The organism is Burkholderia sp. BCC1988 (assembly GCF_905339895.1).
GTDB lineage: Bacteria > Pseudomonadota > Gammaproteobacteria > Burkholderiales > Burkholderiaceae > Burkholderia.
The window spans coordinates 252,636-276,448 of the sequence record NZ_CAJPHA010000004.1 but is presented as its reverse complement, the minus strand read 5'-3'; the positions used below and the strand labels follow the sequence as shown (position 1 = coordinate 276,448).

The window sequence follows — 23,813 nt, the reverse complement described above, 5'->3', positions numbered from 1 at the left end:
GGGACGACCCGGCCAAGGCCACGGACACAGCCGATGCGCGCATGACGACCGGCTCTGACGACGGACCGCGTGACGACGGCGACATTCGCGACGATCGCGACTCGAGCGCCAGCGCGCCGCGCGACGGTCGTGGCCGCGACGCACGTGGCCTGCGCGCGCGCATCGCGGTCGAGCTGTGGCGCGCGATCCGGCATTACCGCGCGCGCGTGCTGGCCGCGCTGGCGCTGTTGCTGCTCGCGAAGGCGGCGGCCGTCTCGGTGCCGCTGCTGCTGAAGGACATCGTCGACGGGCTGGGCCGCGCGGCCGGCCAGCCGGTCGCGCTGCCGGTTCTGCTGCTGTTCGCGTATGCGGTCGTGCGCTTCGCGGCGAACGCGCTGAACGAAGTGCGCGACATGACGTTCGTGCAGGTCACGCAGCACGCGGTCGCGTCGTTTACGGTCCGCACGTTCGGTCATCTGCACCGGCTCGGCGCGCGCTTTCATTCGCAGCGCGAGACCGGCGCGGTCGTGCGCGACCTCGAGAAAGGCACGGCCGGGATCGGCTACCTGCTCGGCGTCGCGGTGTTTACCGTCGTGCCGACCGCGATCGAGATCGGCTCGGTGCTGGTGATCGTGATCGGCAAGTACGGCGGCGGCTTCACCGCGATCATCCTCGTCACGTTCGCCGTCTATGCGGGCTACACGACCGTCTTCACGCGCCGGCGGATGCGCTACCAGCGTCGCGTGAACGTGCTCGAGGCCGAATCGAACGCGCGCGTGGTCGACAGCCTGCTCAACGTCGATACGGTCAAGTACTTCGCGCGCGAGGACGTCGAGCGCAGCCGGCTCGAACGCGTGCTCGACGCATGGCGCGACGCCGGCGTCGACAACCAGTACGCGCTGTCGACGCTGCATATCGGGCAGAGCGCATGCATCGGCGCGGGCATCGCGGCGGTGATGCTGCTCGCCGGCCAGCATGTCGCGCGCGGCACGATGACGGTCGGCGATCTGGTGCTGATCAACGCGTACATCATCCAGATCAGCCTGCCGCTGAATGCGCTCGGCTTCGTGTTCCGCGAGGCGCACGACGCGATGACGAACATCGAACGATTGTTCGGCCTGCTCGACGCCCGCGGCAAGCCGGGAGAGGAGGGCGACGCGCCGGGCGCGCAGCCGCTCGCGGTGCGCGGCGGCGCGATCGAGTTCGAGCACGTCGACTTCGGCTACGAGCCGAGCCGGCAGATTCTGTGGGACGTGTCGTTTCGCGTCGAGCCGGGACAGTCGGTCGCGGTGGTGGGCGGGAGCGGCTCGGGGAAGTCGACGCTCGCGCGGCTGCTGTTCCGGCTGTACCAGCCCGATGCGGGGACGATCCGGATCGACGGCCAGGACCTGCGCCTCGTGACCGAGCGCAGCCTGCGCGATGCGCTCGGTATCGTGCCGCAGGACACGATCCTGTTCAACGACACGCTGGCCTACAACATCGCGTACGGCAAGCGCGACGCGACGCGCGGCGAAGTGATCGCGGCCGCGCGCGGCGCGCAACTCGACGCGTTCATCGAGCGGCTGCCCGATGCGTACGACACGCGTGTCGGCGAGCGCGGCGTGCGGCTGTCCGGCGGCGAGCGGCAGCGTGTCGCGATCGCGCGCGCGCTGCTGAAGGCGCCGCCGATCGTCGTGTTCGACGAGGCGACGTCGGCGCTCGACACGCGCTCGGAGCGCGCGATCCAGCAGGAACTGATGCGCGTCGCGCGGCACCGCACGAGTCTCGTCATCGCGCACCGGCTGTCGACGATCGTCGATGCGGACCGGATCCTCGTGATGGAGCATGGCCGGCTCGTCGAGCAGGGCACCCACGACGAACTGCTGGCGAGCGACGGCGTGTATGCGCAGATGTGGTCGCTGCAGGCGAAGCAGCGCGAACTGGAGCGCACCGAGGCGAAGTTCGCGCTGCAGCCGGTGCGGATCAACCCGCTGGTGGCGCAGGTGCTCGATGCGCTGGCGGAAGCCGCCGCGCGCCGCGGCGTGCCGGTGTTCCGCGAGCTGTCGAACGAGGATCTGGTCGTCAAGGCCGATCCGGCCGCACTGCGGCGCTTCGTGTGGGAGCTGTGCCGCGGCGGGATCGATACGAGCGGCGGCGGGCGGGTCGAGGTGCGGACCGCGCGGCACGACCCCGACGCGCGGATCACGATCACGTGCACCGGCGTCGACGCGCCGGAGCTGTCGCTGGCCGATCTCGAACGGCTGCAGGGCGCGATCGAGGACGCGGGCGGCTACGTCGTTCGCGAGCGCGACGACGTCGGCGTGACGTTGCACCTGTCGCTACCGCTGTGCGCGGTCGCGCCGGCGTCGCTGCAACCGGCCGACGCCGCCGCGCCGAATTCCGGGCCGGGCGCCGTTGCGGCCGCGGACGCGAAACCGCTCGACGGCGTGCGCATCGCGTGCGTCGACGATCACGACGAGGCGCGCGAAGCGCTTGCCGCGCTGCTGCAGGTCGCCGGTGCGGAGGTGCGCGTGTTCGCGTCCGGCCACGCGCTGCTCGACGAGATGCGTAACACGCGCCGCGAGGACTGGCCGGCGCTCCTGGTATGCGACATCGACCTTGGCGCCGACGAGGAAGACGGCTACACGGTGATGCGCCGCGTGCGCCAGCTCGACGCCGAGCGTGCGCGCGACGGCCGGGCGCCGCTCGAAGCGCTCGCGTTGTCGGGCCATGCCCGCGAGCGCGACCGCACGCGCGCGGTCGAAGCGGGTTTCCACGCCTATCTGACCAAGCCCGCGGCAGCGGCCGACCTGATCGCGACGCTGCGGGCGCTCGCGCTTTCCTCCGGAGATATCCATGCCGAACCTTTCGAATCCGACGCCCCCCGAAACCCTGACCGAGCGCCGCGCCGGTAGCGCGTTCGCCGACCGCCAGGCCGCGGTCGCCGCCGTCGAGCTGCTGCTGCCGACGTTGTCGGCCGCGTTGCAGAGCGACTTCGTCGGCGACAGCGGCTGCCTGCACGTCGTGATCATGGATCCGGCGCTCGGGCCGCGCGACGCGGCGTTCGAGGATGCGATCCTGTACGAGTTCTCGCTGCCCGATCCGAAGGACTGGGATGCCGATTATCGTGCGTACGCCCGCGCGAAGGCGCGGCTGTCGTGGGAAACCGGCCGCGACGGCCACGTCGTGCAGGCGCTCGAGCCGTACCGGCTGCGCGCGGGCGACACGAACCTGTGGGGCGGCGTCGCACAGCACGGCATCGTGGTCGGCGTGTCGGGCGCGCAGCCCTGGTTCGACGAGGCGTTCGCGGGCTGCATCGCGCACTGCCTGCGTGCGCTCGCGAAACACCGCGCGCAGGCGACGCCGGACGCGCTCGCGATCTGAGCGCAGGGCGAGCGGGCCCGTTTTTACAGCCGGTTATAAAAAAGCCAGCGGGCGCGCGGGGGGAGCGCGATGTGGCGCGGGCGTTCGCGCAATGGCACGGTTTTCGCTGTACCTCTGGTACGACGTTTGTCACGACAAGTGTCAACGCCTCGATATTCCGGACGCTTACAGGAGGTGCATGTTGAACGCGACTCACGATCCAGCGCGAGCGTCGCTCGCCGGTCGCACCGCGCTCGTGACGGGCGGCGGTCGCGGCCTGGGCGAGGCCATCTGCGAGGAACTGGCGCAACACGGCGCACACGTGATCGTTGCCGATCTCGACGGCGATCGCGCGGCGGCCGTCGCGCAGCGCCTCGAGCGGCATGGCGGCCGCGCGGTCGGACGGCCGCTCGACGTGCGCGACGAGGCGTCGGTGCTGCAGGTCATGCACGACGCGCGCGAGGCGCTCGGCGACGTCGACGTGATCGTCAACAACGCGGCGATCGACGTGACCGCGCCGATCGACGACGTCAGCGTCGCCGCCTGGCAGCAGGTGATGATGACCAACCTGTTCGGCCCGTACCTGATGTGCCACGCGGTCGTGCCGATGATGAAGGCCCGCGGCAGCGGCCACATCGTCAACATCGCGTCGACCGCATCGAAGCGCGCATGGCCGAATGCGTCCGCGTATCACGCGACGAAGTGGGGGCTGCTCGGGTTGTCGCATGCGCTGCATGCGGAGCTTCGGCCGGCCGGCGTGAGCGTGTCGGCGATCGTCGCGGGCGGGATGCGCACGCCGTTCCTGCTCGATCGCTTCCCCGACATCGACGTGGACACGCTGCAGCCGCCGGAACACGTCGCGGCGGCCGTGCGTTTCGTGCTGACGCAGCCGCCGGGCACCGTCGTGCCGGAACTGATGGTGCTGCCGATGAAGGAGACGTCATGGCCGTGAGTCGCGCGCGACGGCTGCCCGGCGCGGTGCTGCTCGACAAGGACGGCACGCTGCTGGAGGACCTTCCGTACAACGTCGACCCCGCGCGGATGCAGCTTGCGCCGGGCGCCGCGCGCGCATTGCGCACGCTCGGCGCGACCGGCATGCCGATCGCGGTCGTGTCGAACCAGCCGGGCGTCGCGCTCGGCTACTTTGCCGAATCGAAGCTTGGCGCGGTCCGTCAGCGTCTCGCCGAATTGTTCGAAGCGAACGGCGCGGTGCTGGCGGACTTTTTTTATTGCCCGCATCACCCGGCGGGCAGCGTGCCGCGCTACACCTGCGACTGCATCTGCCGCAAGCCGCGCCCGGGGATGGTGCGCCGCGCGATCGCCACGCTCGGCGCGGTCGCCGAGTGGAGCTGGATGATCGGCGACATTCTCGACGACGTCGAGGCCGGCCGCGCCGCGCGCTGCGGCACGATACTCGTCGACCGCGGCAACGAGACGCAATGGCGGCTCGATGCCGCGCGCACGCCGCACCATGTGGTCGACCGGCTCGACCTCGCCGCCGACCTCGTCGCGCGCGAGGCCGTGCGCCGCCACGGCTCGTGGGTGCGGCGATGAGCGCCGCCTGGGATCGCGCGCGACGCATTCTGTGCGTGCGCCTGGACAGCCTCGGCGACGTGCTGATGACGACCCCCGCGCTGCGCGCGCTAAAGGAGAGCGGGCGCGGCCGCCGGCTTACGCTGCTGACGTCGCGCACCGGCGCCGCGCTGGCTAAACACCTGCCGATGGTAGACGACGTGTGGACGTACGACGCGCCGTGGGTCAAGCATCCGGACGTGCGCGGCGATCCGGTCGTCGATCTCGACATGATCGACCGGCTGCTGGCCGGCCGCTTCGATGCGGCCGTGATCTTCACCGTGTACAGCCAGAGCCCGTTGCCGGCCGCGATGATGTGCTGGCTCGCGGGCATCCCGCTGCGGCTCGCGCATTGCCGCGAGAACCCCTACGAACTGCTGACCGATCGCGTGCCCGAGACCGAGCCGGATTCGCGCGTGCGCCACGAAGTCGCGCGCCAGCTTGCGCTGGTCCGCGCGATCGGCGCGAAGACGTGCGACTGGCGCATGGCGTTCGAGCCGGGCGATGCGGCGCGACGCGCGCTGCACTCGCGCTTGCGCGCGGCGCTGCTGCGCATCGGCGGCCCGCGCCGGCCGGCGCCGGCGCACACGCGCTGGCTGGTCGTGCATCCGGGCGCGAGCGCGGCGTCGCGGCGCTGGCCGGCCGAGCGCTTCGGCGACGTGGCCGCGCGGCTCGCGCCGCTGTTCGACGGCATCGCGGTGACGGGCGGCGCCGACGAGCGCGCGCTCGTCGATGCCGTGTGCGAACGCGCGGGGCCGCGCGCCGTGCCGCTCGCCGGCGTGCTGCCGCTCGGCGAGCTCGGCGCGCTGATCGAGACGGCCGACCTGCTGCTGACGAACAACAGCGGCCCCGTGCATCTCGCGGCCGCGCTCGGCACGCCGGTCGTCGATCTGTACGCGCTGACCAATCCGCAGCACACGCCGTGGCGTGTGCCGCACCGCGCGTTGAACGTCGACGTACCGTGCCGCAACTGCTACCGCAGCGTCTGCAACCAGCCCGGCCATCCGTGCCTGCTCGGCGTGAGCGTCGACGATGTCGTCGAGGCGACGCACGGCTTGTTGCGCCGCAGCGCGCGCCATGCGCAACACGCGGCCGCGCGCGCCACCTTGCACGCTGCCGAGCCGGTCGCGGCGAACGCGTCGAGCGGGTCGAACGTGATTCCGTTCGCGCAAGTCATCACGAGGACCTGACGCATGCCTGCTCCGACCTATACGCTCGGCATCAATGCCGCCTTTCACGACAGCGCCGCATGCCTCGTGCGCGACGGCGCGGTGATCGCGGCGGCCGAGGACGAACGCTTCACGCACGTGAAGCACGCGAAGCGGCCGGTGCCGTTCTCGACTTGGGAGCTGCCGTTTCACGCGATCGACTATTGTCTGGCGGAAGCGGGCATCGCGCTCGCGGACGTCGACCATGTCGCGTATTCGTACGATCCGTGGCTCGAACTGGACCGTCACGGCGACGCGCCCGAGCTGACGCTGCCGCTCGCACCGTCCGCGCATGCGCGGCGTGCCGACGGCCCATCGCCGTGGCATCCGTTGTTCCTGTCGTCGATCGTGAACGCGCCGCGCCAGCTTGCGGGCGGCGCGCCGCACCACCTGCAGCGGCGCTTTCGCGGCGTCGCGCACGACGGGCCGTTTCGCTGGCATTTCATCGAGCACCATCTCGCGCACGAGGCGAGCGCGTTTCTCGCGGCGCCGTACGAGCACTGCGCGGTGATGACGATGGACGGGCGCGGCGAACGCGCGACGACGAGCTACGGCGTGTTCGACGGCCAGTCGTACCGGCGGCTCGGCCAGGTCAACCTGCCGCATTCGCTCGGCCTGCTGTACGAGCGCGTGACGCGCTACCTCGGCTTCCTGCATTCGTCGGACGAGTACAAGGTAATGGCGCTCGCGTCGTACGGCAAGCCGGTGTTCGCGGACGCGATGCGCAAGCTGGTGAGCTACAACGGCGACGGGCGCTACGAGGTTGCCGACGGCGATCTCGTCGCGCTGTTCGGCGCGCCGCGCGAGCGCGGCGGACCGATCGAGCCGCATCACTGCGACATCGCGCATGCGCTGCAGCTGGTGCTCGAGGAAACGACGCTGCAGGCGGTCGACTGGCTCGCGTCCGAGAGCGGCGAGCAGCAGCTCGCGATGGCGGGCGGCGTCGCGCTGAACTGCGTGATGAACGCGAAGATCCGCGATCGCGGCCCGTTCGACGACGTGTGGGTGCAACCGGCGGCAGGCGACGCGGGCACCGCGCTCGGCGCCGCGCTGTGGACCGATTTCCGGATGCGCGGGATGCGCGGCGACTGGCGGATGGATCACGCGTATCTCGGGCCGTCGTACGGCGACGAAGCGATCGAGGCGTTCCTGAAGGAAGCGCGGCTGCCGTACCGGCGGCTCGCGGACGTCGCCAGCCAGACGGCCGCGCTGCTCGCGGCAAACCGCGTGATCGGCTGGTTCCAGGGCCGCATGGAGTTCGGGCCGCGCGCGCTCGGTGCGCGCTCGATCCTCGCGTCGCCGATCGATCCGGACATGCAGCGCAAGCTGAACCGGATCAAGGATCGCGAGGACTTCCGGCCGGTTGCGCCGGTCGTGCTCGAAAGCCACGCACACCACTGGTTCAACGGCGGGCGGCGCACGCCGCTGCGCGCGCCGTTCATGCTGTTCGTGTACGACATCGCGCCCGGCGCCGAGGCGACGATTCCGGCGGTGCGCCACATCGACGGCACCGCGCGCGTGCAGACCGTCGACGCACACCAGCATCCGCTGCTGCATGCGCTGCTGTCCGAGTTCGACGCGCTGACCGGCGTGCCGGTGCTCGTCAACACGTCGTTCAACACGCGCGGCGAACCGATCGTCTGCACGCCGCGCGACGCGCTCGAGTGCTTCTGGACTTCGCCGCTCGACGCGCTCGTGATCGGTTCGTTCCTGCTGGAGAAGCCGAGATGAACATGCGCGACACGCAACTGCCGCCGGTCGTGTCGGTCGTCGTGCCGACGTACCGGCGGCCCCGCCTGCTCGAACGCTGCCTCGACGCGCTGTGCGCGCAGGTGTTCGATCCGACCACCTACGAGATTGTCGTCGTCGACGACGACCCGGCCGGCAGCGCATGGGAAACCGTCGACGCGTGTCGTGCGCGGATGACCGACGTGCCGGTGATCCGCTACATGACCGCGCGCGATACGCAGGGGCCGGCGGGCGCGCGCAACGTCGGCTGGCGCAGCGCGCGCGGCGCGCTGATCGCGTTCACCGACGACGACACGATTCCCGATCCGACCTGGCTGCGCCACGGCGCGGCCGCGCTGCTGGCCGAACCGTCGGCGGCGGCCGCGGCGGGGCGCATCGACGTGCCGCTGCGAGCGCGCCCGACCGACCACGAGCGCGACGCGGCCGGCCTCGCGCATGCGGAATTCGCGACCGCGAACTGCTTCGTGCGGCGCGCGGCGCTGGAGCGCGTCGGCGGATTCGACGAGCGCTTCACGCGCGCATGGCGCGAGGACGCCGACCTGATGTTCGCGCTGCGCGAGCATGCGGGGCCGATCGTCGGCGTCGATGCCGCGCGGATCGTGCATCCAGTGCGTCCCGCGCGCTGGGGCGCGAGCATCGGCCAGCAGTCGAAGGTGTATTTCGACGCGCTGCTGTACAAGAAGCATCGCGCGACCTACCGGCGTCATATCCGCGCGATGCCGCCGTGGAATTACTACGCGGCCGTGTTGTTCGCGCTCGGCGCGCTCGGCTGTTTCGCGGCCGGATGGCGCGTGCCGGGCATCGCGTGCGCGGCGGCCTGGGCCGTGATCACGGCCGCATTCTGCGCGAAGCGGCTGCGCGGCACGCGGCTCACGCCGTCGCATGTCGCCGAGATGATCGTCACGTCGATCGCGATTCCGCCCGTGTCGCTGTACTGGCGCGTGCGCGGTGCGCTCCACTTCCGGGTGTTCTTCCTATGATGCTCGAATCCGTTTCGTCGTCCGGTCCGATGCGCATCGCGGTGTTCCGCGCGCTGCAGCTCGGCGACATGCTGTGCGCGGTGCCGGCGCTGCGCGCGCTGCGGCGCGGCGAGCCGGATGCGCGCATCACGCTGATCGGCTTGCCGTGGGCGCGCGAGTTCGCATCGCGCTTCTCGGACTACATCGACAACTTCATCGCGTTTCCCGGCGCGCCCGGCCTCGGCGAGCAGCCGGACGCCGAGCCGGCCGCGCGCGAGGCGTTCGTCGCGGAATGCCGCGCGCGCGACTTCGATCTCGCGATCCAGCTGCACGGCAGCGGCGTGCAGACCAACGCGATCGTCGCGTCGCTCGGTGCGACGCGCACCGCCGGTTTCGTGCCGCCCGACGGCGGCACGACCGCGCTCGACTGTGAGCTCGTGTGGCGCGACGGCGAGCCCGAGGTCACGCGCTACCTGGCGCTGACCCGCAAGCTCGGCTATCCGGACTGGGGCGACTACCTGGAATTTCCGCTGGGCGGCCTCGACTATGCGCTGTGGCACGTGCTGTGCGACGAGCATGCGCTCGATCCGGGCCGCTACGTGATCGTTCATCCGGGCGCGCGGATGGCGTCGCGGCGCTGGCCGGTCGAGCGTTTCGCGAGCGCGGCACGCCAGCTCGCGGACGACGGCTGGCAGATCGTGTTGACCGGCACGCGCGCGGAACTCGCGCTGGCCGGCACGTTCGTCGAACATCTCGCGCGGCCGTGCGTGAACCTGTGCGGGCGCACGCCGCTCGGCGCGCTGGCCGCGCTGATTGGCCGCGCGCGGCTCGTGCTGTGCAACGACACGGGCGTGTCGCATGTCGCGGCGGCGTTCGGCACGCCGAGCATCGTCGTCGCATGCGGCAGCGACACGGCCCGCTGGGCGCCGCTCGACGCCGAACGCCATCGCGTGCTCGCGCACTATCCGGCCTGCCGGCCGTGCGCGTTCGACACCTGCCCGTACGGGCACGAGTGCGCGACGGCGATCGGCGTCGACGACGTGATGGAGCGGGCGGGCAAGCTGCTCGCGGAGGAGAGACGTCATGTCACGTAAGCGCTTGCGCGTGCTCACCTGGCACGTGCATGGCAACTATCTGTATTACCTGTCGCAGGTGCCGCACGATTTCTACATCGTGACGAAGCCGCAGCATCCGCCCGGTTACGCGGGTCGGGTCGGGCACCTGCCGTGGGGCGACAACGTGTACGAGGTGCCCGTCGAGTGCGTGCGCGACACCGAGTTCGACTGCGTGCTGTACCAGCATCACAATCACTACGCGCACGACCGGTTGCGGCTCCTGAGCGACGCGCAGCGTGCGCTGCCGGCGCTGTTCGTCGAACACGATCCGCCGCGCGAGCACCCGACCGACACGCTGCACCCCGTGCAGGACCCGAACGTGTTGCTGGTGCACGTGACGCCGTTCAACGCGCTGATGTGGGACAGCGGCGTCACGCCGACGCGCGTGATCGAGCACGGCGTGCTGCTGCCCGACGGTGTCGAGTATCGCGGCACGCTGCCCAAGGGCGTGACGGTCGTGAACCACCTCGCGCGACGCGGGCGGCGTCTCGGCGCCGACCTGTTCGAGACCGTGCGTCACAGCGTGCCGCTCGATCTGGTCGGGATGGGCTCGGCCGAGCTCGGCGGCATCGGCGAGGTGCCGAATCCGGCGCTGCCGCAGTTCCTGTCGCACTACCGCTTCTTCTTCAATCCGATCCGCTACACGAGCCTCGGGCTCGCGGTGATCGAGGCGATGATGATCGGGCTGCCGATCGTTGCGCTCGCAACGACGGAGATGGCGCAGCTCGTGAGGAGCGGCTGCAACGGGGTCGCCGATACGCGGCCTGCCGTGTTGATCGACGCGATGCGCATGCTGCTCCGCGATCCGGATCTCGCGCGCGAGTGGGGCGCGGCGGCGAAGCGCGACGCGTGCGAGCGGTTCGGGATCGAGCGGTTCGTGCGCGAGTGGGACAGCGCGTTGTGCGACGTCGCGGCGTAGACCGGGCGGCTGCCGTCGCGGCCCGGTTACGGGTTCGTTGCGCCCGGCGGCATACCAGCGCTCGGGCTGACGGCCGCACCGTCGGCACCGGCGGTGCCGCTGGCGCCGCTTGCGCTGCCCGCGGCGGGCGTCGGCGCAGCCGCGCCGCTCGCCGCGTTGCGCTCGTGTTCGGGCAACAGCGCGAGCCGGTTGTACAGCGTCTTCAGGCTGATGCCGAGCGCCTTCGCGGTGCGCGGCTTGTCGCCGTTGAAATGGCGCAGCGACGCGACGATGAAGCGCTGCTGCGTATGCGCGAGCGTCGTGCCGATATGGAGCGTCATCGCGTTGTGACGTACCTCCTCGCGCGGCGGCTGGCGGCGCGGCAGTTGCAGTTCGATCTGCTCGTCGGCGAGAATGAACGCGCGCTCCAGCGCGTTGCGCAGCTCGCGCACGTTGCCGGGCCACGTATAGGCGCGCAGCGCCTTCATCGCCTGCAGCGACAGACGCTTGCGCGTGCGATGCCGCGCATTCAGCCGCTCGACGATCTGCAGCGCGATGTCGCCGACGTCGTCCTCGCGCTGCCGCAGCGCGGGCACGTGCAGCGCGATCGTCGCGATCCGGTAGAACAGATCCTCGCGCAGCCGGCCGCTGCGCACGGCCTCGACCGGATCGTGATGGGTGGCCGCGACGATCCGTACGTCGAGCGGAATCGCTTCGTGACCGCCGACGCGCACGATCGTGTTCGTCTCCAGCGTGCGCAGCAGTTTCACCTGCAATTCCGCCGGCATTTCCGCGATTTCGTCGAGAAACAGCGTGCCGCCGCGCGCGGCTTCGAACATGCCCACATGTTGCGCGATCGCGCCGGTGAAGCTGCCTTTTTCATGTCCGAACAAATGGGATTCCGCGATGTCCTTCGGAATCGCCCCGCAGTTGACGGGCACGAACGGCCCGCGCCGGCGCGGGCTCATGTCGTGGATGAGCCGCGCGACGATGTCCTTGCCGGCGCCGCTCTCGCCGACCACCAGGACGCTGACGCGCGTCGCGGCGACACGCGCTACCTTCAGCAGCAGGTCTTGAATCGTTGGCGAGCGGCCGAACAGCCGCGCGCCGTCATCGTCGGATTTCGACATGAGTGTATCGAGTTGGAAGTATTGACCGAAACCGTCGAGGAGCAGGCGAAAAAATGACCGCCACGCATCATTTTTTCATGTGGAAAGCATACCTTTTATGCCCGATTCGCCGGATTGAATCTGGCAATGCGGTGGTCGACGACAGATAGATTTATTCGATGATCGGCGAAGGCACGACGCACTTCTTCTATACTTCTAGGCACGCGTTTGTCACTGCAGGACAGCTAATTTGCTCATTCGTGTGCGGTGCGGATGTGCCGCCGGGTTCCGGCGTCGTACCCCGCATCGCACGCCCGCCGCGGTTTCGGCCGACGCGTTGCGCCCGGGCCGCACCCACCAGGAGCTTCGATGCCTTATGTCCTGATCGTCGAAGACGACGCCGATACGCGAACGATGCTCGCGACCCTCGCGCAAGCGCAGCAGCTTGCATGCGACACGGCCGCGACGCTCGAAGAAGCGCGCACGCTCGTCTCGACGCACACTCCCGATCTCGTGTTGTGCGATCTCGTGCTGCCGGACGGCAACGGCATGGATCTGTTCGACGCGTTGCCGAAGCGCGCGCATTGCGAAATGGTGCTGACCACCGGTCACGCGAGCCTCGAAACCGCGATCGACGCATTGCGGCGCGGCGCGACCGACTATCTGGTGAAGCCGATCAACATGCAGCGGCTGAACAGCATCTTCGCGCGCGTGCCGCGCACCACCGCACTGCATGAGGAAATCGCCGAACTGCGCTCCGAACTGAAGCGTCTCGGCCGCTTCGGCCGGATGCTCGGCAGCTCGCCCGCGATGCAGGCCGTCTACGATGCGATCGGTCGCGTCGCGCGCACCGAGGCGTCGGTGCTGCTCACCGGCGAGTCGGGCACCGGCAAGGAACTCGCCGCGCAGACGGTGCACGACCTGAGCCTGCGCCGCCGCGGCCCGTTCCTCGCGGTGAACTGCGGCGCGATCGCCGCGAATCTCGTCGAGAGCGAGATGTTCGGCCACGACCGCGGCAGCTTCACCGGCGCCGAGCGGCAGCACAAGGGCTTCTTCGAACGCGCGGACGGCGGCACGCTGTTCCTCGACGAAATCACCGAGATGCCGGTCGAATCGCAGGTCAAGCTGCTGCGCGTGCTGGAAACCGGGCGGCTCACGCGGCTCGGCTCGACGCGCGAGATCGACGTCGACGTGCGCATCGTCGCGGCGACCAACCGCGATCCGGAAGCCGCGATGGCCGACGGCAAGCTGCGGCCCGACCTCTATCACCGGATCAACGTGTTCCCGATTCCGCTGCCGTCGCTGAGCGAGCGCGGCGACGACATCCCGATGCTCGCCGACGCGTTCCTGCAGCACTACAACGAGGAAAGCGGCCGCAATCTGCGCTTTGCGCCCGCCGCGCGCGAAGCGCTGAAGTCCTACGCATGGCCCGGCAACGTGCGCGAGCTGCGCAACTTCGTGCAGCGCGCGAGCATCTTCGCCGACGCGGACGTGATCGACACGCTGCCGCCGCCGATCATGGACGAACTGTCGAACATGGTCGACGCGCACGAGGATCGCGTGACGGTGCCGTTCGGCACGCCGCTCGAGGAAGTCGACCGCAAGCTGATTCTCGGCACGATCGCGAAATGCGGCGGCGTGAAGGCGCAGGCGGCCGAAGTGCTGGACGTGAGCCTGAAGACGATCTACAACCGGCTCGCGCAACTGGAAGACGAAGCGGAAAAACCGGACTCCTGATGTCATGCCGGGCGCGCTCATGCGCGCCCGCCCGCGCGGCGACGCGCGTCGTCGTCGAGCCGGCGGCGCATGCGTTCGACGTGCGGCGGCAGCGCGCACCGTTCGCGCAGGATCCACGGCAGGCCCGCGAAGGCGGGCACGATGCCGCGTTCGCGCCACAGGCGCGGCAGCATGCGGACGGTATGCGCGAGCGCGGCGCGGGCCGGCCATCTGAGCCACGCGGTCCACACCGCGTTGCGGGCGGACACGCTCGCGCGCGTCTGCACGTCGCGTTGCTTCGAAGGGTAATGATGAACCGTCAGACGCGGTGCATAGACGAGCCACGCGCCCGCGCGATACAGGTCGAGCGCGAGCAGCGCTTCCTCGCCGCCGAGGAAGTAGCGCGGATGATAGCCGCCCGCGGCCACGAACGCGTCGCGCCGGAATGCGCTCGCACCGGCCAAGAGCCCGAGGATCGGGCGGCCCGGCAGCGCGACGGGCGCATCCAGCGGGCTGTCGGCCATCAGCCGGCAGGTCGGGTCTTCGCGCCGGTCGGGGCCGACCAGCACGCGCGCAGTGACGGCAGCGACATGCGGGTAAGCATCGAGCAGGTTCGCGGCTTCGGCGAGCGAGCCGGGCGCCCACCACGTGTCGTCGTCGCAGAACGCGACGTGGCGCGTGCGGGCGACGGCCGCGCCGAGATTGCGGCCGGCGGCCCCGAGATTGGCCGGCGCATGCACCAGCGTCGCATGAGGAAAGCGGCTGTGCATGAGCGCCGCGGTCGCGTCGTCCGAGCCGTTGTCGACGACGACGATCGCCGGCCGGTCGGGCAGCGCGGAGAGCCGCGCCAGCGTGCGCGCGAGCTCCAGCGAGCGCCGGCAGGTCAGCACCACCGCGGTCACGCGTGGTTCGCGCGGCGGCAGCACGACACGCGCGGGCGTCACGCGGACGTGCCGTCGCATTCGAGCCGCCAGTATGTTTCGGGTTCACGGAGATCGGCACGCATATGAGGCTCCAACAGCGCAATCTGGCTCGCATACGCGTCGACGGCGGCGGCCTTCGCAGCCGCCGTGTCCATGCCGTTGCCGGCCGGCGCGCCGACCGGGCGGCCGATCCAGCCGTGCTCGCGCCAGCCGGTCACGCGCCGGGCCATCAACCCGTCGATCCGCCGGTACGGCACATCCTCGTAGAAGCGCCACACGCGCGCTGCGTCGCCGGCCCGGCCGTGATCGCGCAGCAGTGCCAGCACGGCCCGCTGCACCTGCAGGTGATCGCGATGGAACAGGCCGGCCGGCGCCAGCACGCCGAAGCCCGGATGCGCGTCGATCACGTCGGCCACGCGCGCGGCGATTGCCGCCGACGCGGCCGGCGTGCCGTACTGGTCGTCGAGGAAGTCGAGCCAGACGGGCCGCGCATCGAGCAGCGCGAGCGCATGACGGTCCTCGTCGCGGCGCGTGCGCATCGCGTCGTCGGCCGTGCGGAATCCCGCGCGACGGTCCCACGGCGGCGCGGCCGTACCGTGTTCCGGAATGCCCGCGAACACCGTGACGACGACCGAGCCCGGTGCCTGCGCGAGCAGCTGCCCGCAACTGAATACGGCGTCGTCGAGGTGCGGCGAGACGACGAGCCAGCGTGTCGGAGCGGTCATGGTGTGAAGGTCTCCCAGGTCAGCACAGGCGGCCGAGCAGGTGACGTGCCCGTCCGGCTGCGCGGGGGCGGCTGCCGCCGGTGGGTCGGCAGGAGCGTGTCCGATGTTTGAATTTGCACGGCCGCAGGTCGGAAATTACGCAACCGCCGTGATGTTCGTCGCGATCGCCACCGTGCTGCAGGCGCTGGCGATCCGCTTCGGCGGCGTGAACCTGTCGCTGATCCTGTACTACCCGATGCTGGCCGGCGCGGCCTGGGTGACGTCGTTCCTGTTCGGGATCGTGTCGACCGTGGTCAGCGGGCTGCTGATCTGGACGCTGTTCCTGTCCGATCCGGCCGCGTACACCGGGCCGTTGTCGGCCCGGCTCGTGCAGCTCTTCGTCTTCCTGCTGGTCGGCATGCTGGTCTGCGCGGGCGCGGCGATGCTGCACCACGCGCGGCTCACGAACGACGTCGCGCGCCGGCGTGACACGGCCGCGCGGCGGCAGCTCGAAGCCGTGCTGCAGTCGCTGCCGCACGGTGTGATCGCGACCGACGGGAAAGGCCGGGTGACTTACCTGAATGCGGTGGCGGCCGAGCTGGCAGGCTGCGGCGTGGACGAGGCGACGGGCCGGCCCGTGCGCGACGTGCTGCGCCTGTTCGATCACGACGGCCGGCGCGTGCAGGCGACGCCGCTCGAGCGGGCGCTCGGCGGCGCGCATGCGTTGTCCGACCGGCACTGGCTGCAGGGCGCCGCCGGCAGCACGCCGGTGCCGATCGCCGAGGCGGCGGCGCCGATCGCCGATGCGGACGGCAACATCGGCGGCGCGGTGCTGCTGTTCTGCGATGCCGGCGTGGCGCGCGCGCGCGCCGACAAGTCGCGGCTGCAGCTCGCGGTCGTCGAGGCATCGCCGGACGCGATCGTCGGGGTCGACGGCGAGGGCCGCATCGTCAGCTGGAACCCGGCCGCGCAGCGGATCTTCGGGTACGACGAGTCCGAGGCCTACGGGCGCCCGTTCGAATCGCTCGTCGCGATGCGCTGGCTGCAGCGCAATCCGTTGGCCGAAACGTTCGACGCGATGCGCGAACCGGTCGGCCCGCTCGAACTGCTGTGCGTGCGCGGCGACGGCCGGCGCTTTCGCGCAACGGTGTCCGCATGCCCGGTGCGCGGCGACCTGCGCGCCAGCGTCGCGCTGTCGCTGACGCTGCGCGAGACCGGCGCGCAGCGCCGCCGCGACCTGCGCGCGCACCGCTCGCTGCAGGGCGCGCGCGACGCGCGCGACCAGGCCGATACGTCGAACCGCCTGAAGGACGAATTGCTCGCGACCGTGTCGCACGAACTGCGCACGCCGCTGAACGTGATCTACGGCTGGGTCGAGGTGCTGCGCAATTCGCGCGAAGACGGATTGCAGCAGCAGGCGATCGACGCGATCGATCGCAGCGCGCGTTCGCTCACGCGCATGGTCGGCGACATCCTCGACGCCTCGTCGCTCGCGACCGGCAAGCTGCGGATCGATTCGATGCCGGTGGACGTGGTGCGGCTGTTCGCCGATGCGACGGGCACGTTCCAGACGGCCGCGTCGTCGGCCGGCATCGCGCTCGAATTCGACTGCGCGACGTCCGCATGCGTGGTGTCGGGCGACGCGGAGCGCTTGCGGCAGATGCTGTCGAACCTCGTATCGAACGCGCTGAAATTCACGCCGGCCGGCGGCGCGGTGACGGTCACGCTGTCGCGCGACGCCGGGCACGCGATGCTGACCGTCGCCGATACCGGGCAAGGCATCGCGCCGGATTTCATCCCGTACGTGTTCGACATGTTCCGCCGCGCGGAAGAGTCGCCTGCCTCGTCGCGGCGCGGGCTCGGGCTCGGCCTGTCGATCGTGCGGCATATCGCCGAGCTGCACGGCGGCACGGTCAGCGTCGCAAGCCCGGGCCGCAATCGCGGCGCCACGTTCACCGTGACGTTGCCGGCCGGCTGGCAGCCGGCGGGGGCGATGGCGTGGAGTGTCACGCCGGACGACGTCGCGCGCGGTACGCCGATGCTCGAGTCGCAGCGCATCCTGATCGTCGACGACGACCCGACCACGCGTGCGAGCCTGACCGCCGCGCTGGCGACGCTCGGTGCGGTCGTCGCGGTCGCATCGTCGGGCCATGACGCGCTCGCCATCGTCGCGGACGTGAAGCCGACCGTCGTGCTGTCCGATCTGGCGATGTCCGACGGCGACGGCTTCTGGCTGCTCGATGCATTGCGCCGCGGCGGCGCGAACGGCGGCAGCCCGCCCAACCTGCGCGTGCTCGCGGTCACCGCGCACGCGGGCCTCGGCGACGAACGCCGCGCGCTCGAAGCGGGCTTCGACGGTTATCTGTGCAAGCCGGTCGACGTGCGCGAGCTCGCCCGCCGGATCGCGCGCGTGACGACGCGCGACGGGTGATACGCGGCGGATACGCGACGACCGTCGCCCCGGGCACGCGACGACGCGTCGTCGTGTCACGTCGTGCCGTTCACGTCGCCGCCCCCGGCCGGTTCCGTGTGCTGATCTGCGCGAGCATGTGCGACGCGATCCGCGTGCTGCGCACGAGATCGCCCGGCGTGTGATTCGCGACCTGCCGATGGATGAAATACCGCGCGGTATGCGCGAGCCCGCTCGCGAGCGGCGTCGTCGCGCGCCAGCCGAGGCGCCGGTGCGCGGCGTCGAGATCGGGCCGGCGCTGACGCGGATCGTCGGACGGCAACGGACGGAACTCGATCGCGACCGTCGCGCCGACGATCCTCACGACCTCGCGCGCCACGTCGATCATCGCGATCTCGTCGTCGCTGCCGAGGTTCACCGGCTCGCAGGCGTCGCCGGGTTCGTCCATCAGCCGGATCAGCGCATCGACCATGTCGTCGACATAGCAGAACGAGCGCGTCTGCCTGCCGTCGCCGTAGACGGTCAACGCTTCGCCGGCCAGCGCCTGCGTGATGAAGTTCGACACGACGCGCCCGTCGGCCGGATGCATGCGCGGCCCGTACGTGTTGAAGATCCGCGCGATCCGCACGTCGACGCCGTACTGGCGGTGATAGTCCATGAACAGCGTTTCCGCGCAGCGCTTGCCTTCGTCGTAGCACGCGCGGATGCCGATCGGGTTCACGCGGCCGCAGTAGCGCTCGTCCTGCGGATGCACGTCGGGGTCGCCGTACACTTCGCTCGTCGATGCCTGCAGGATGCGCGCCTTCACGCGCTTCGCGAGGCCGAGCAGGTTGATCGCGCCATGCACGCTGGTCTTGGTCGTCTGCACCGGGTCGCGCTGATAGTGCACGGGGGACGCCGGGCATGCGAGGTTGTAGATTTCATCGACCTCGACGTACAGCGGAAACGTCACGTCGTGCCGCATCAGCTCGAAGTTCGGCGCATCGCGCAGGTGCGCGATGTTGTCCTTTGCGCCCGTGTAGAAATTGTCGACGCACAGCACGTCGTGCCCGGCCGTCACGAGGCGTTCGCACAGATGCGAACCGAGAAACCCGGCGCCGCCGGTGACGAGTACCCGTTTGCGATCGTAGCCCTTCATCATGCATTCTCCTTGCGGTGGGCGAGTACGCCCGGCGTGGTCGCGACGGGCGTGCGGCGGCTGCCGGCCGCCGTGCCGGCACGTTGCGGATGCGCGACGTCGCGGTAGATGTCGACGAGGCGGTCGGTCACGCCGCGCCACGTATAGAAGCGGTGGGCGCGCAGATAACCGGCCCGACCGAGTGCATCGCACAGCGCCGGTTGCGCGCGCAGCTGCACGAGCCGCCCGGCGAGCGCGGCCGGATCGCGCGGCGGCACCAGGTAGCCGGTGACGCCGTCGTCGACCGTCGTGCGGATGCCGCCGACGTCGCTGCCGATCACCGGCGCGGCACATGCCATCGCCTCGACCGGCGTGATGCCGAACGGCTCGTACCACGGCGTCGTCACGAAGACGTCCGCCGCGCTGTAGTACAGGTGCAGCGCGTCGCGCTCGCGCCGGCCCACGAACGTCACGCGTTCCGCGATGCCGGCGTCGTGCGCGAGCGCGGCGAGGCGTGCGAGTTCCGGATCGCGCGCCGGGTCGGGCGTCGCGTGGCTGCCGCCGACGATGTAGAGCCGCGTCGGCCGGTTCGGGTCGCGTGGCATCCGCGCGAGCGCGTCGATCACGGTGTCGATGCCCTTGCGCGGCACGAGCCGCCCGAGCTGCAGCACGACGAATGCATCGTGGGGCCAGCCGAGCCGCGCACGTGCATCGACGCGCGGCACCGGCCGGAATTCACCCGCATCGAACCCGCAGGGCACGATCTCGATGCGCGCGGCATCGGCGCGATAGTGCGTGGTCAGGTCGAGCGCATCCTGCGGGCACTCGGCGATCAGCCGGTCCGAGCGGCGCGCGAGCGTGTCCTCGATCGCGAAGCGTTCGTCGGGGAAGCCGTCGGCCGCGCCCTGGTGCAGCCGGCGCACGCGGCCGAGCGCATGGAACGTCATGACGAGCGGGATCCCGAGACGCTGCTTCACGCGCAGCGCGGCCTCGCCCGACATGAAGAAGTTCGCGTGCATCACGTCGACCGGGTCGGGCTCGCGCCGCATGCGCGCGGTCATGTAGTCCGCGAACGCACCCATGTACGGCAGCAGCCGTTCCTTCGGCACGGCGGCGGGCGGCCCGGCCGGTACGTGGATCACGCGCATGCGCGGGCCGATCTGCACGACTTCCGGCAGGTGCGGATCGTCGCAGCGGGTGTAGACGTCGACGTCGAGGTCGCGCTCGGCCAACTGCTTCGCGACGTTCGCGACGTAGATGTTCTGGCCGCCCGCGTCCACGCCGCCGATCACCCCCAGCGGTGACGCATGTTCACTGATCAACGCGATTCTTTGCATGGTATTGCTCCCGAGGTCGGGGCCGCGCCGGCGAGCCCCGTTGCGTCCCTCTGCGGCAATCGCCATGCCCGTCACTTTGCGGGCGGCACGCCCGGCCCAGGTGCCGAAAAAATTACAACGGGTTGGATGAAAGGGCGTCCGATCGGCGGGCCGCGCGGGGATGCGGCCGGTTGCGCGCGGCACGCGATTTGCGACACCCGGACGTCCGCCGGCCACGCCGGCCTCACGATAGGAGGTCACGATGAAGGTATTCCCGCTGCAAGCCCGCGCACCGCGATTCCGCCGTCATCCCGCCAGCCGTCTCGGCATGGCGGTCGCGATCGCCGCGGCCACCGCCTGTATCGCCGTCGCGCCGAACGTGTTCGCCGCCGGAGACGACGGCTCGGCATCGTCATCCATGTCGTCATCGTCATCGTCGTCGATGACGCATTCGAGCACCGGCACGAAGATCCGCGACGCGACCATCACGACCAAGGCGAAGGCCGAGCTGGTCGGCACGAGCGGCCTGTCGGCCGGCGACATTCACGTGAAGACGCGTCACGGCGTCGTGATGCTGACCGGCAGCGTGCCGGACGAGCAGCAGCGCACGCAGGCCGTCGGTGTCGTCAGGCAGATCGACGGCGTGCAGGACGTGCGCGACCAGCTGACCATCCGCCCGAAATAACCGGCCCCGCAGAAGGAGTCCAGTGATGAACTGCATGCTCAAACCGGTCGGCGAGCAGACGATCGTGATCACGGGCGCCACCAGCGGCATCGGCCTCGTCACCGCGCGCAAGGCGGCACGGCGCGGGGCGAAGCTGGTGCTGTTCGCGCGCAACGCGGACGCGCTGAACACGCTGTGCGACGAAATCCGCCAGCACGGCGGCCTCGCGGTGCCGGTCGCCGGCGACGTCGGCATTCTCGAGGACCTGCAGCGCGCGGCCGCGACGGCGGCCGATACCTATGGCGGCTTCGACACCTGGGTCAACAACGCGGGCGTGTCGATCTTCGGCACGGCGGCGGCGGTGCCGCTCGAGGATCAGCGCCGGCTGTTCGACACCAACTACTGGGGTGTCGTGCACGGCTCGCTCGTCGCGTCGGACCATTTCCGGCGCAAGAGCGATTTCCACGGCGGCGCGATCATCAACATGGGCAGCGAGGCGTCCGACGCGCCGGTGCCGCTGCAGAGCGCGTATGCGGCATCGAAGCACGCGGTGAAGGGTTTCACCGATTCGCTGCGCCTCGAGCTCGAGTCCGATCGCCTGCCGGTGTCCGTCACGCTGATCAAGCCGGCCGCGATCGACACGATGTTCGTGATGCACGCGAAGAACTACATGAACGTCGAGGCGCGGCTGCCGCCGCCGATCTACGACCCGGAGCTCGTCGCCGACGCGATCCTGTTCGCGGCGGCGCACCCGCGCCGCGCGCTGTTCGTCGGCGGTGCCGCGAAGCTCACGTCGGCCGGCGCGTATCACGCGCCGCGCCTGTTCGATCGCATCGCGGCCACGCTGTTCTCGCGCGGCCAGCGCACGGTGCGCCCCGCGCGGCCGCGCGACGACAACGCGCTGTACGAGTCCCGCCATGCGCTGCACGAGCGCGAAGGGATGGACGGGCCCGTGCTGCGCGCTTGCGCATACAACGCGGTGGTGCAGCGGCCGAAGGTCGCGGGCGCGGTCGCGCTGGGCGCGGCGGCGCTGATGGTTGCCGCGTTCGCGCGGTCGCGGCGCAGCCCGACGTAATGGCGTGCCTTTCCGTTTTTCATTCGAAGGAGGTTTCCATGTCATCCCGACAACATACGGGCCACGAATACAGCCACGCGCGTGCGCATGAAGGCGAGCGCGAGCAGCAGGATCACGACAAGGGCGGCCACCAGAGCGGGCACGGCAAGGCGCCGAGCCCGGTCGACGTGCAGAAGGCGCTGAAGGGGATGGACTATCCGGCGAGCAAGGCGGAGGTGGTCGAGTGCGCGGAGCGCTCGCACGCCGACCCGCGCGTACTCGACATGCTCAGGCAGATCCCCGATCGCGAATACGGCACGCCGGCATCGGTATCGAAGGAACTCGGGCGGCTGATGTGAGCGCCCCCGCGTCGCGTCGCGCCCGCGCTCGCGTGTGCGGCACCCTACGGCCACGAGGAGCACGACCATGGCGATGATCGTCGCAGGCCGCTTCACGACGTTCGATGAAGCGGAAGGTGGGGCGCGCCACCTTTACGAGCGCGCGTTCGGCCCGGACGACGTGTCGATCTTCTTCCTGAACCCGGGCGGCCAGCACGCGCGTTTTCCGATCGGCGGCGACGTGTATGCCGATACGGCCGCGAAGCCCGGCGGGCGCGGCGCGCTGGTCGGCGCGCTGCGCGGGCTGCTGATCGGCGCGATCGTCGGGCTGATCGTCTATGCGTTCGGCGTGCGCTACTGGTTCGTGCCGGCCGCCGGTGCGCTCGCCGGCGCCTATCTCGGTGCGTTCGGCGGCGCGCTCGGCCGGATGCGCGGCGAGCAGGCCGAAGGCAAGGGCGCGCTCGCGAAGACCGAAACCGGCGTGATCCTGGCCGCGCGCGTGACGTCGACGACCGCGGCCACCGCGGAAGACGTGCTGCGTGCGACCGGCGCGCAAGCGATCGAACGTGTCGAAGGCGACTGGCAGGACGGCGAATGGCGCGACTTCGATCCGGTGCGCCGGCCGGACGGCACGACGCAGGGCACGCCGCGCTGAGCATGCCGTTTCTGCACGCGCTTGCAACGCGGCGTGCGGCGTGCGGGCATCGCGCGTGCATCGGGCCGGGCCGCCGCGCGGCATGCCGCTTGCGACGTCTCGCCGACACCCGTTCAAGGAGGAACCCATGACGACGGCAAAGACCCTGCCACCCCAGGAACAGGCCCGGCAGCCGGGCACCGAGCGGGACATGCATCCGAAGCCGCGCGACGAGGCGGCCGACTACGTCGGCAGCGGCAGGCTCGCCGGCAAGGTCGCGCTCGTGACGGGCGGCGACAGCGGGATCGGCCGCGCGGTCGCGATCGGTTTCGCGAAGGAGGGCGCGGACGTCGCGATCGTCTACCTGAACGAGTCGGACGATGCCGCGCACACGAAGCGCCTGATCGAGCAGGCGGGCCGGCGCTGCGAGGCCATCGCTTGCGACGTCGGCGACCGCCGGCAGGCGCGCGACGCCGTCGCGCGCACGGTCGAGCGGTTGGGGCGCCTCGACGTGCTGGTCAACAACGCGGGCGAACAGCATCCGCAGCCGGGCATCGAGGACGTGACCGAGGAACAGCTCGAGCGCACGTTCCGCACGAACGTGTACGGCATGTTCTTCTGCACGCAGGCCGCGCTGCCGCACATGAAAGCGGGCGGGCGCATCGTCAACACCGCGTCGGTGACCGCGTATCACGGCAGCCCGAAGCTGCCCGACTACTCGGCGACCAAGGGCGCGATCGTCGCGTTCACGCGTTCGCTGTCGATCGAGCTGGCCGAGCGCGACATTCGCGTGAACGCCGTCGCGCCGGGGCCGATCTGGACGCCGCTGATCCCGTCGACCTTCACCGCCGAACAGGTCGCGACGTTCGGCTCGAACGTGCCGCTCAAGCGGCCGGGGCAGCCGGACGAGCTGATCGGCTGCTATGTGCTGCTCGCGTCGGACGGCGCGAGCTACATGACGGGACAGACCTTGCATCCGAACGGCGGCTCGATCGTCGGCGGGTGA

General features: G+C 70.5%; 21 protein-coding genes. 16 read left to right on the top strand and 5 right to left on the bottom strand.

The window, feature by feature from the left end; genetic code table 11:
• Positions 1–41 precede the first annotated feature (41 nt).
• The 9 genes from U4012_RS07920 to U4012_RS07880 all read left to right on the top strand — a co-directional run bounded on the left by U4012_RS07920 (position 42) and on the right by U4012_RS07880 (position 10,843).
• A complete protein-coding gene (locus U4012_RS07920; protein ID WP_321797498.1) occupies positions 42–2,873 on the top strand; it encodes an ABC transporter transmembrane domain-containing protein in 2,832 nt (943 codons plus the stop codon).
• Positions 2,815–3,342 carry a hypothetical protein gene (locus tag U4012_RS07915; RefSeq protein WP_321797496.1) on the top strand — a complete coding sequence of 176 codons (528 nt, stop codon included), beginning with the start codon at positions 2,815–2,817 and terminating at the stop codon, positions 3,340–3,342. The genes U4012_RS07920 and U4012_RS07915 overlap by 59 nt, the downstream gene beginning before the upstream one ends.
• 178 nt (positions 3,343–3,520) lie before the next feature.
• Positions 3,521–4,273 (top strand): SDR family oxidoreductase, encoded by a 753-nt coding sequence (locus tag U4012_RS07910; RefSeq protein ID WP_321797493.1) that lies wholly within the window; start codon positions 3,521–3,523, stop codon positions 4,271–4,273.
• The gene (locus tag U4012_RS07905; RefSeq protein WP_044848165.1) at positions 4,264–4,875 is read left to right on the top strand and encodes a D-glycero-alpha-D-manno-heptose-1,7-bisphosphate 7-phosphatase; all 612 of its coding nucleotides are present in this window, start codon (positions 4,264–4,266) and stop codon (positions 4,873–4,875) included. Before U4012_RS07910 ends, U4012_RS07905 begins: the two co-directional genes overlap by 10 nt.
• The gene (locus tag U4012_RS07900; protein ID WP_321797490.1) at positions 4,872–6,083 is read left to right on the top strand and encodes a glycosyltransferase family 9 protein; all 1,212 of its coding nucleotides are present in this window, start codon (positions 4,872–4,874) and stop codon (positions 6,081–6,083) included. The genes U4012_RS07905 and U4012_RS07900 overlap by 4 nt, the downstream gene beginning before the upstream one ends.
• A gap of 3 nt (positions 6,084–6,086) precedes the next feature.
• Positions 6,087–7,832 carry a carbamoyltransferase gene (locus tag U4012_RS07895; RefSeq protein ID WP_321797488.1) on the top strand — a complete coding sequence of 582 codons (1,746 nt, stop codon included), beginning with the start codon at positions 6,087–6,089 and terminating at the stop codon, positions 7,830–7,832.
• Complete coding sequence (locus U4012_RS07890; protein WP_321797486.1) at positions 7,829–8,830, top strand: glycosyltransferase family 2 protein; 1,002 nt, start codon at positions 7,829–7,831, stop codon at positions 8,828–8,830. Before U4012_RS07895 ends, U4012_RS07890 begins: the two co-directional genes overlap by 4 nt.
• Positions 8,827–9,903 carry a glycosyltransferase family 9 protein gene (locus U4012_RS07885; RefSeq protein ID WP_321797484.1) on the top strand — a complete coding sequence of 359 codons (1,077 nt, stop codon included), beginning with the start codon at positions 8,827–8,829 and terminating at the stop codon, positions 9,901–9,903. The genes U4012_RS07890 and U4012_RS07885 overlap by 4 nt, the downstream gene beginning before the upstream one ends.
• Positions 9,893–10,843, top strand: coding sequence for a glycosyltransferase (locus tag U4012_RS07880; protein ID WP_124666130.1), 951 nt, complete (start codon positions 9,893–9,895; stop codon positions 10,841–10,843). Before U4012_RS07885 ends, U4012_RS07880 begins: the two co-directional genes overlap by 11 nt.
• 26 nt (positions 10,844–10,869) lie before the next feature.
• Here U4012_RS07880 and U4012_RS07875 read toward each other — a convergent pair whose 3' ends face one another.
• On the bottom strand, positions 10,870–11,952 hold the full coding sequence (locus U4012_RS07875; protein WP_321797481.1) for a sigma-54 dependent transcriptional regulator: 1,083 nt from the start codon (positions 11,950–11,952) through the stop codon (positions 10,870–10,872).
• 348 nt (positions 11,953–12,300) lie between these two features.
• Here U4012_RS07875 and U4012_RS07870 point away from each other — a divergent pair, with 348 nt between their 5' ends.
• A complete protein-coding gene (locus U4012_RS07870) occupies positions 12,301–13,668 on the top strand; it encodes a sigma-54-dependent transcriptional regulator (RefSeq protein ID WP_044843358.1) in 1,368 nt (455 codons plus the stop codon).
• Positions 13,669–13,685: 17 nt separating this feature from the next.
• On the opposite strand, the gene U4012_RS07865 is transcribed toward U4012_RS07870, so the two are convergent.
• Both U4012_RS07865 and U4012_RS07860 read right to left on the bottom strand, forming a co-directional pair.
• Positions 13,686–14,609 carry a glycosyltransferase family 2 protein gene (locus tag U4012_RS07865; RefSeq protein WP_044843359.1) on the bottom strand — a complete coding sequence of 308 codons (924 nt, stop codon included), beginning with the start codon at positions 14,607–14,609 and terminating at the stop codon, positions 13,686–13,688.
• A complete protein-coding gene (locus tag U4012_RS07860) occupies positions 14,588–15,295 on the bottom strand; it encodes a PIG-L deacetylase family protein (RefSeq protein ID WP_321797476.1) in 708 nt (235 codons plus the stop codon). Before U4012_RS07860 ends, U4012_RS07865 begins: the two co-directional genes overlap by 22 nt.
• A gap of 103 nt (positions 15,296–15,398) precedes the next feature.
• Between U4012_RS07860 and U4012_RS07855 the strand changes: the two genes are divergently transcribed.
• Entirely contained in the window at positions 15,399–17,705 is a 2,307-nt protein-coding gene (locus tag U4012_RS07855) for an ATP-binding protein (RefSeq protein WP_321797474.1), read from the top strand.
• Between the two features lie 70 nt (positions 17,706–17,775).
• Here the strand turns inward: U4012_RS07855 and U4012_RS07850 are convergent, their stop codons facing one another.
• On the bottom strand, positions 17,776–18,822 hold the full coding sequence (locus U4012_RS07850; protein ID WP_044843362.1) for a UDP-glucuronic acid decarboxylase family protein: 1,047 nt from the start codon (positions 18,820–18,822) through the stop codon (positions 17,776–17,778).
• Complete coding sequence (locus U4012_RS07845) at positions 18,822–20,138, bottom strand: glycosyltransferase family 4 protein (protein ID WP_044843363.1); 1,317 nt, start codon at positions 20,136–20,138, stop codon at positions 18,822–18,824. Before U4012_RS07845 ends, U4012_RS07850 begins: the two co-directional genes overlap by 1 nt.
• 241 nt (positions 20,139–20,379) lie before the next feature.
• On the opposite strand from U4012_RS07845, the gene U4012_RS07840 reads away from it, so the two are divergent.
• The 5 genes from U4012_RS07840 (at position 20,380) to U4012_RS07820 (ending at position 23,813) form a co-directional block, all read left to right on the top strand.
• Positions 20,380–20,802 carry a BON domain-containing protein gene (locus U4012_RS07840; protein ID WP_044843364.1) on the top strand — a complete coding sequence of 141 codons (423 nt, stop codon included), beginning with the start codon at positions 20,380–20,382 and terminating at the stop codon, positions 20,800–20,802.
• Positions 20,803–20,827: 25 nt separating this feature from the next.
• Positions 20,828–21,856, top strand: a complete 1,029-nt coding sequence (locus tag U4012_RS07835) for an SDR family oxidoreductase (RefSeq protein WP_044843365.1) — start codon at positions 20,828–20,830, stop codon at positions 21,854–21,856.
• A gap of 38 nt (positions 21,857–21,894) precedes the next feature.
• Positions 21,895–22,194 (top strand): DUF2795 domain-containing protein, encoded by a 300-nt coding sequence (locus U4012_RS07830; protein ID WP_044843366.1) that lies wholly within the window; start codon positions 21,895–21,897, stop codon positions 22,192–22,194.
• A gap of 67 nt (positions 22,195–22,261) precedes the next feature.
• A complete protein-coding gene (locus tag U4012_RS07825) occupies positions 22,262–22,828 on the top strand; it encodes a hypothetical protein (protein WP_124485785.1) in 567 nt (188 codons plus the stop codon).
• A 127-nt stretch (positions 22,829–22,955) separates the two neighbouring features.
• Positions 22,956–23,813 (top strand): SDR family oxidoreductase, encoded by an 858-nt coding sequence (locus U4012_RS07820; RefSeq protein ID WP_044843368.1) that lies wholly within the window; start codon positions 22,956–22,958, stop codon positions 23,811–23,813.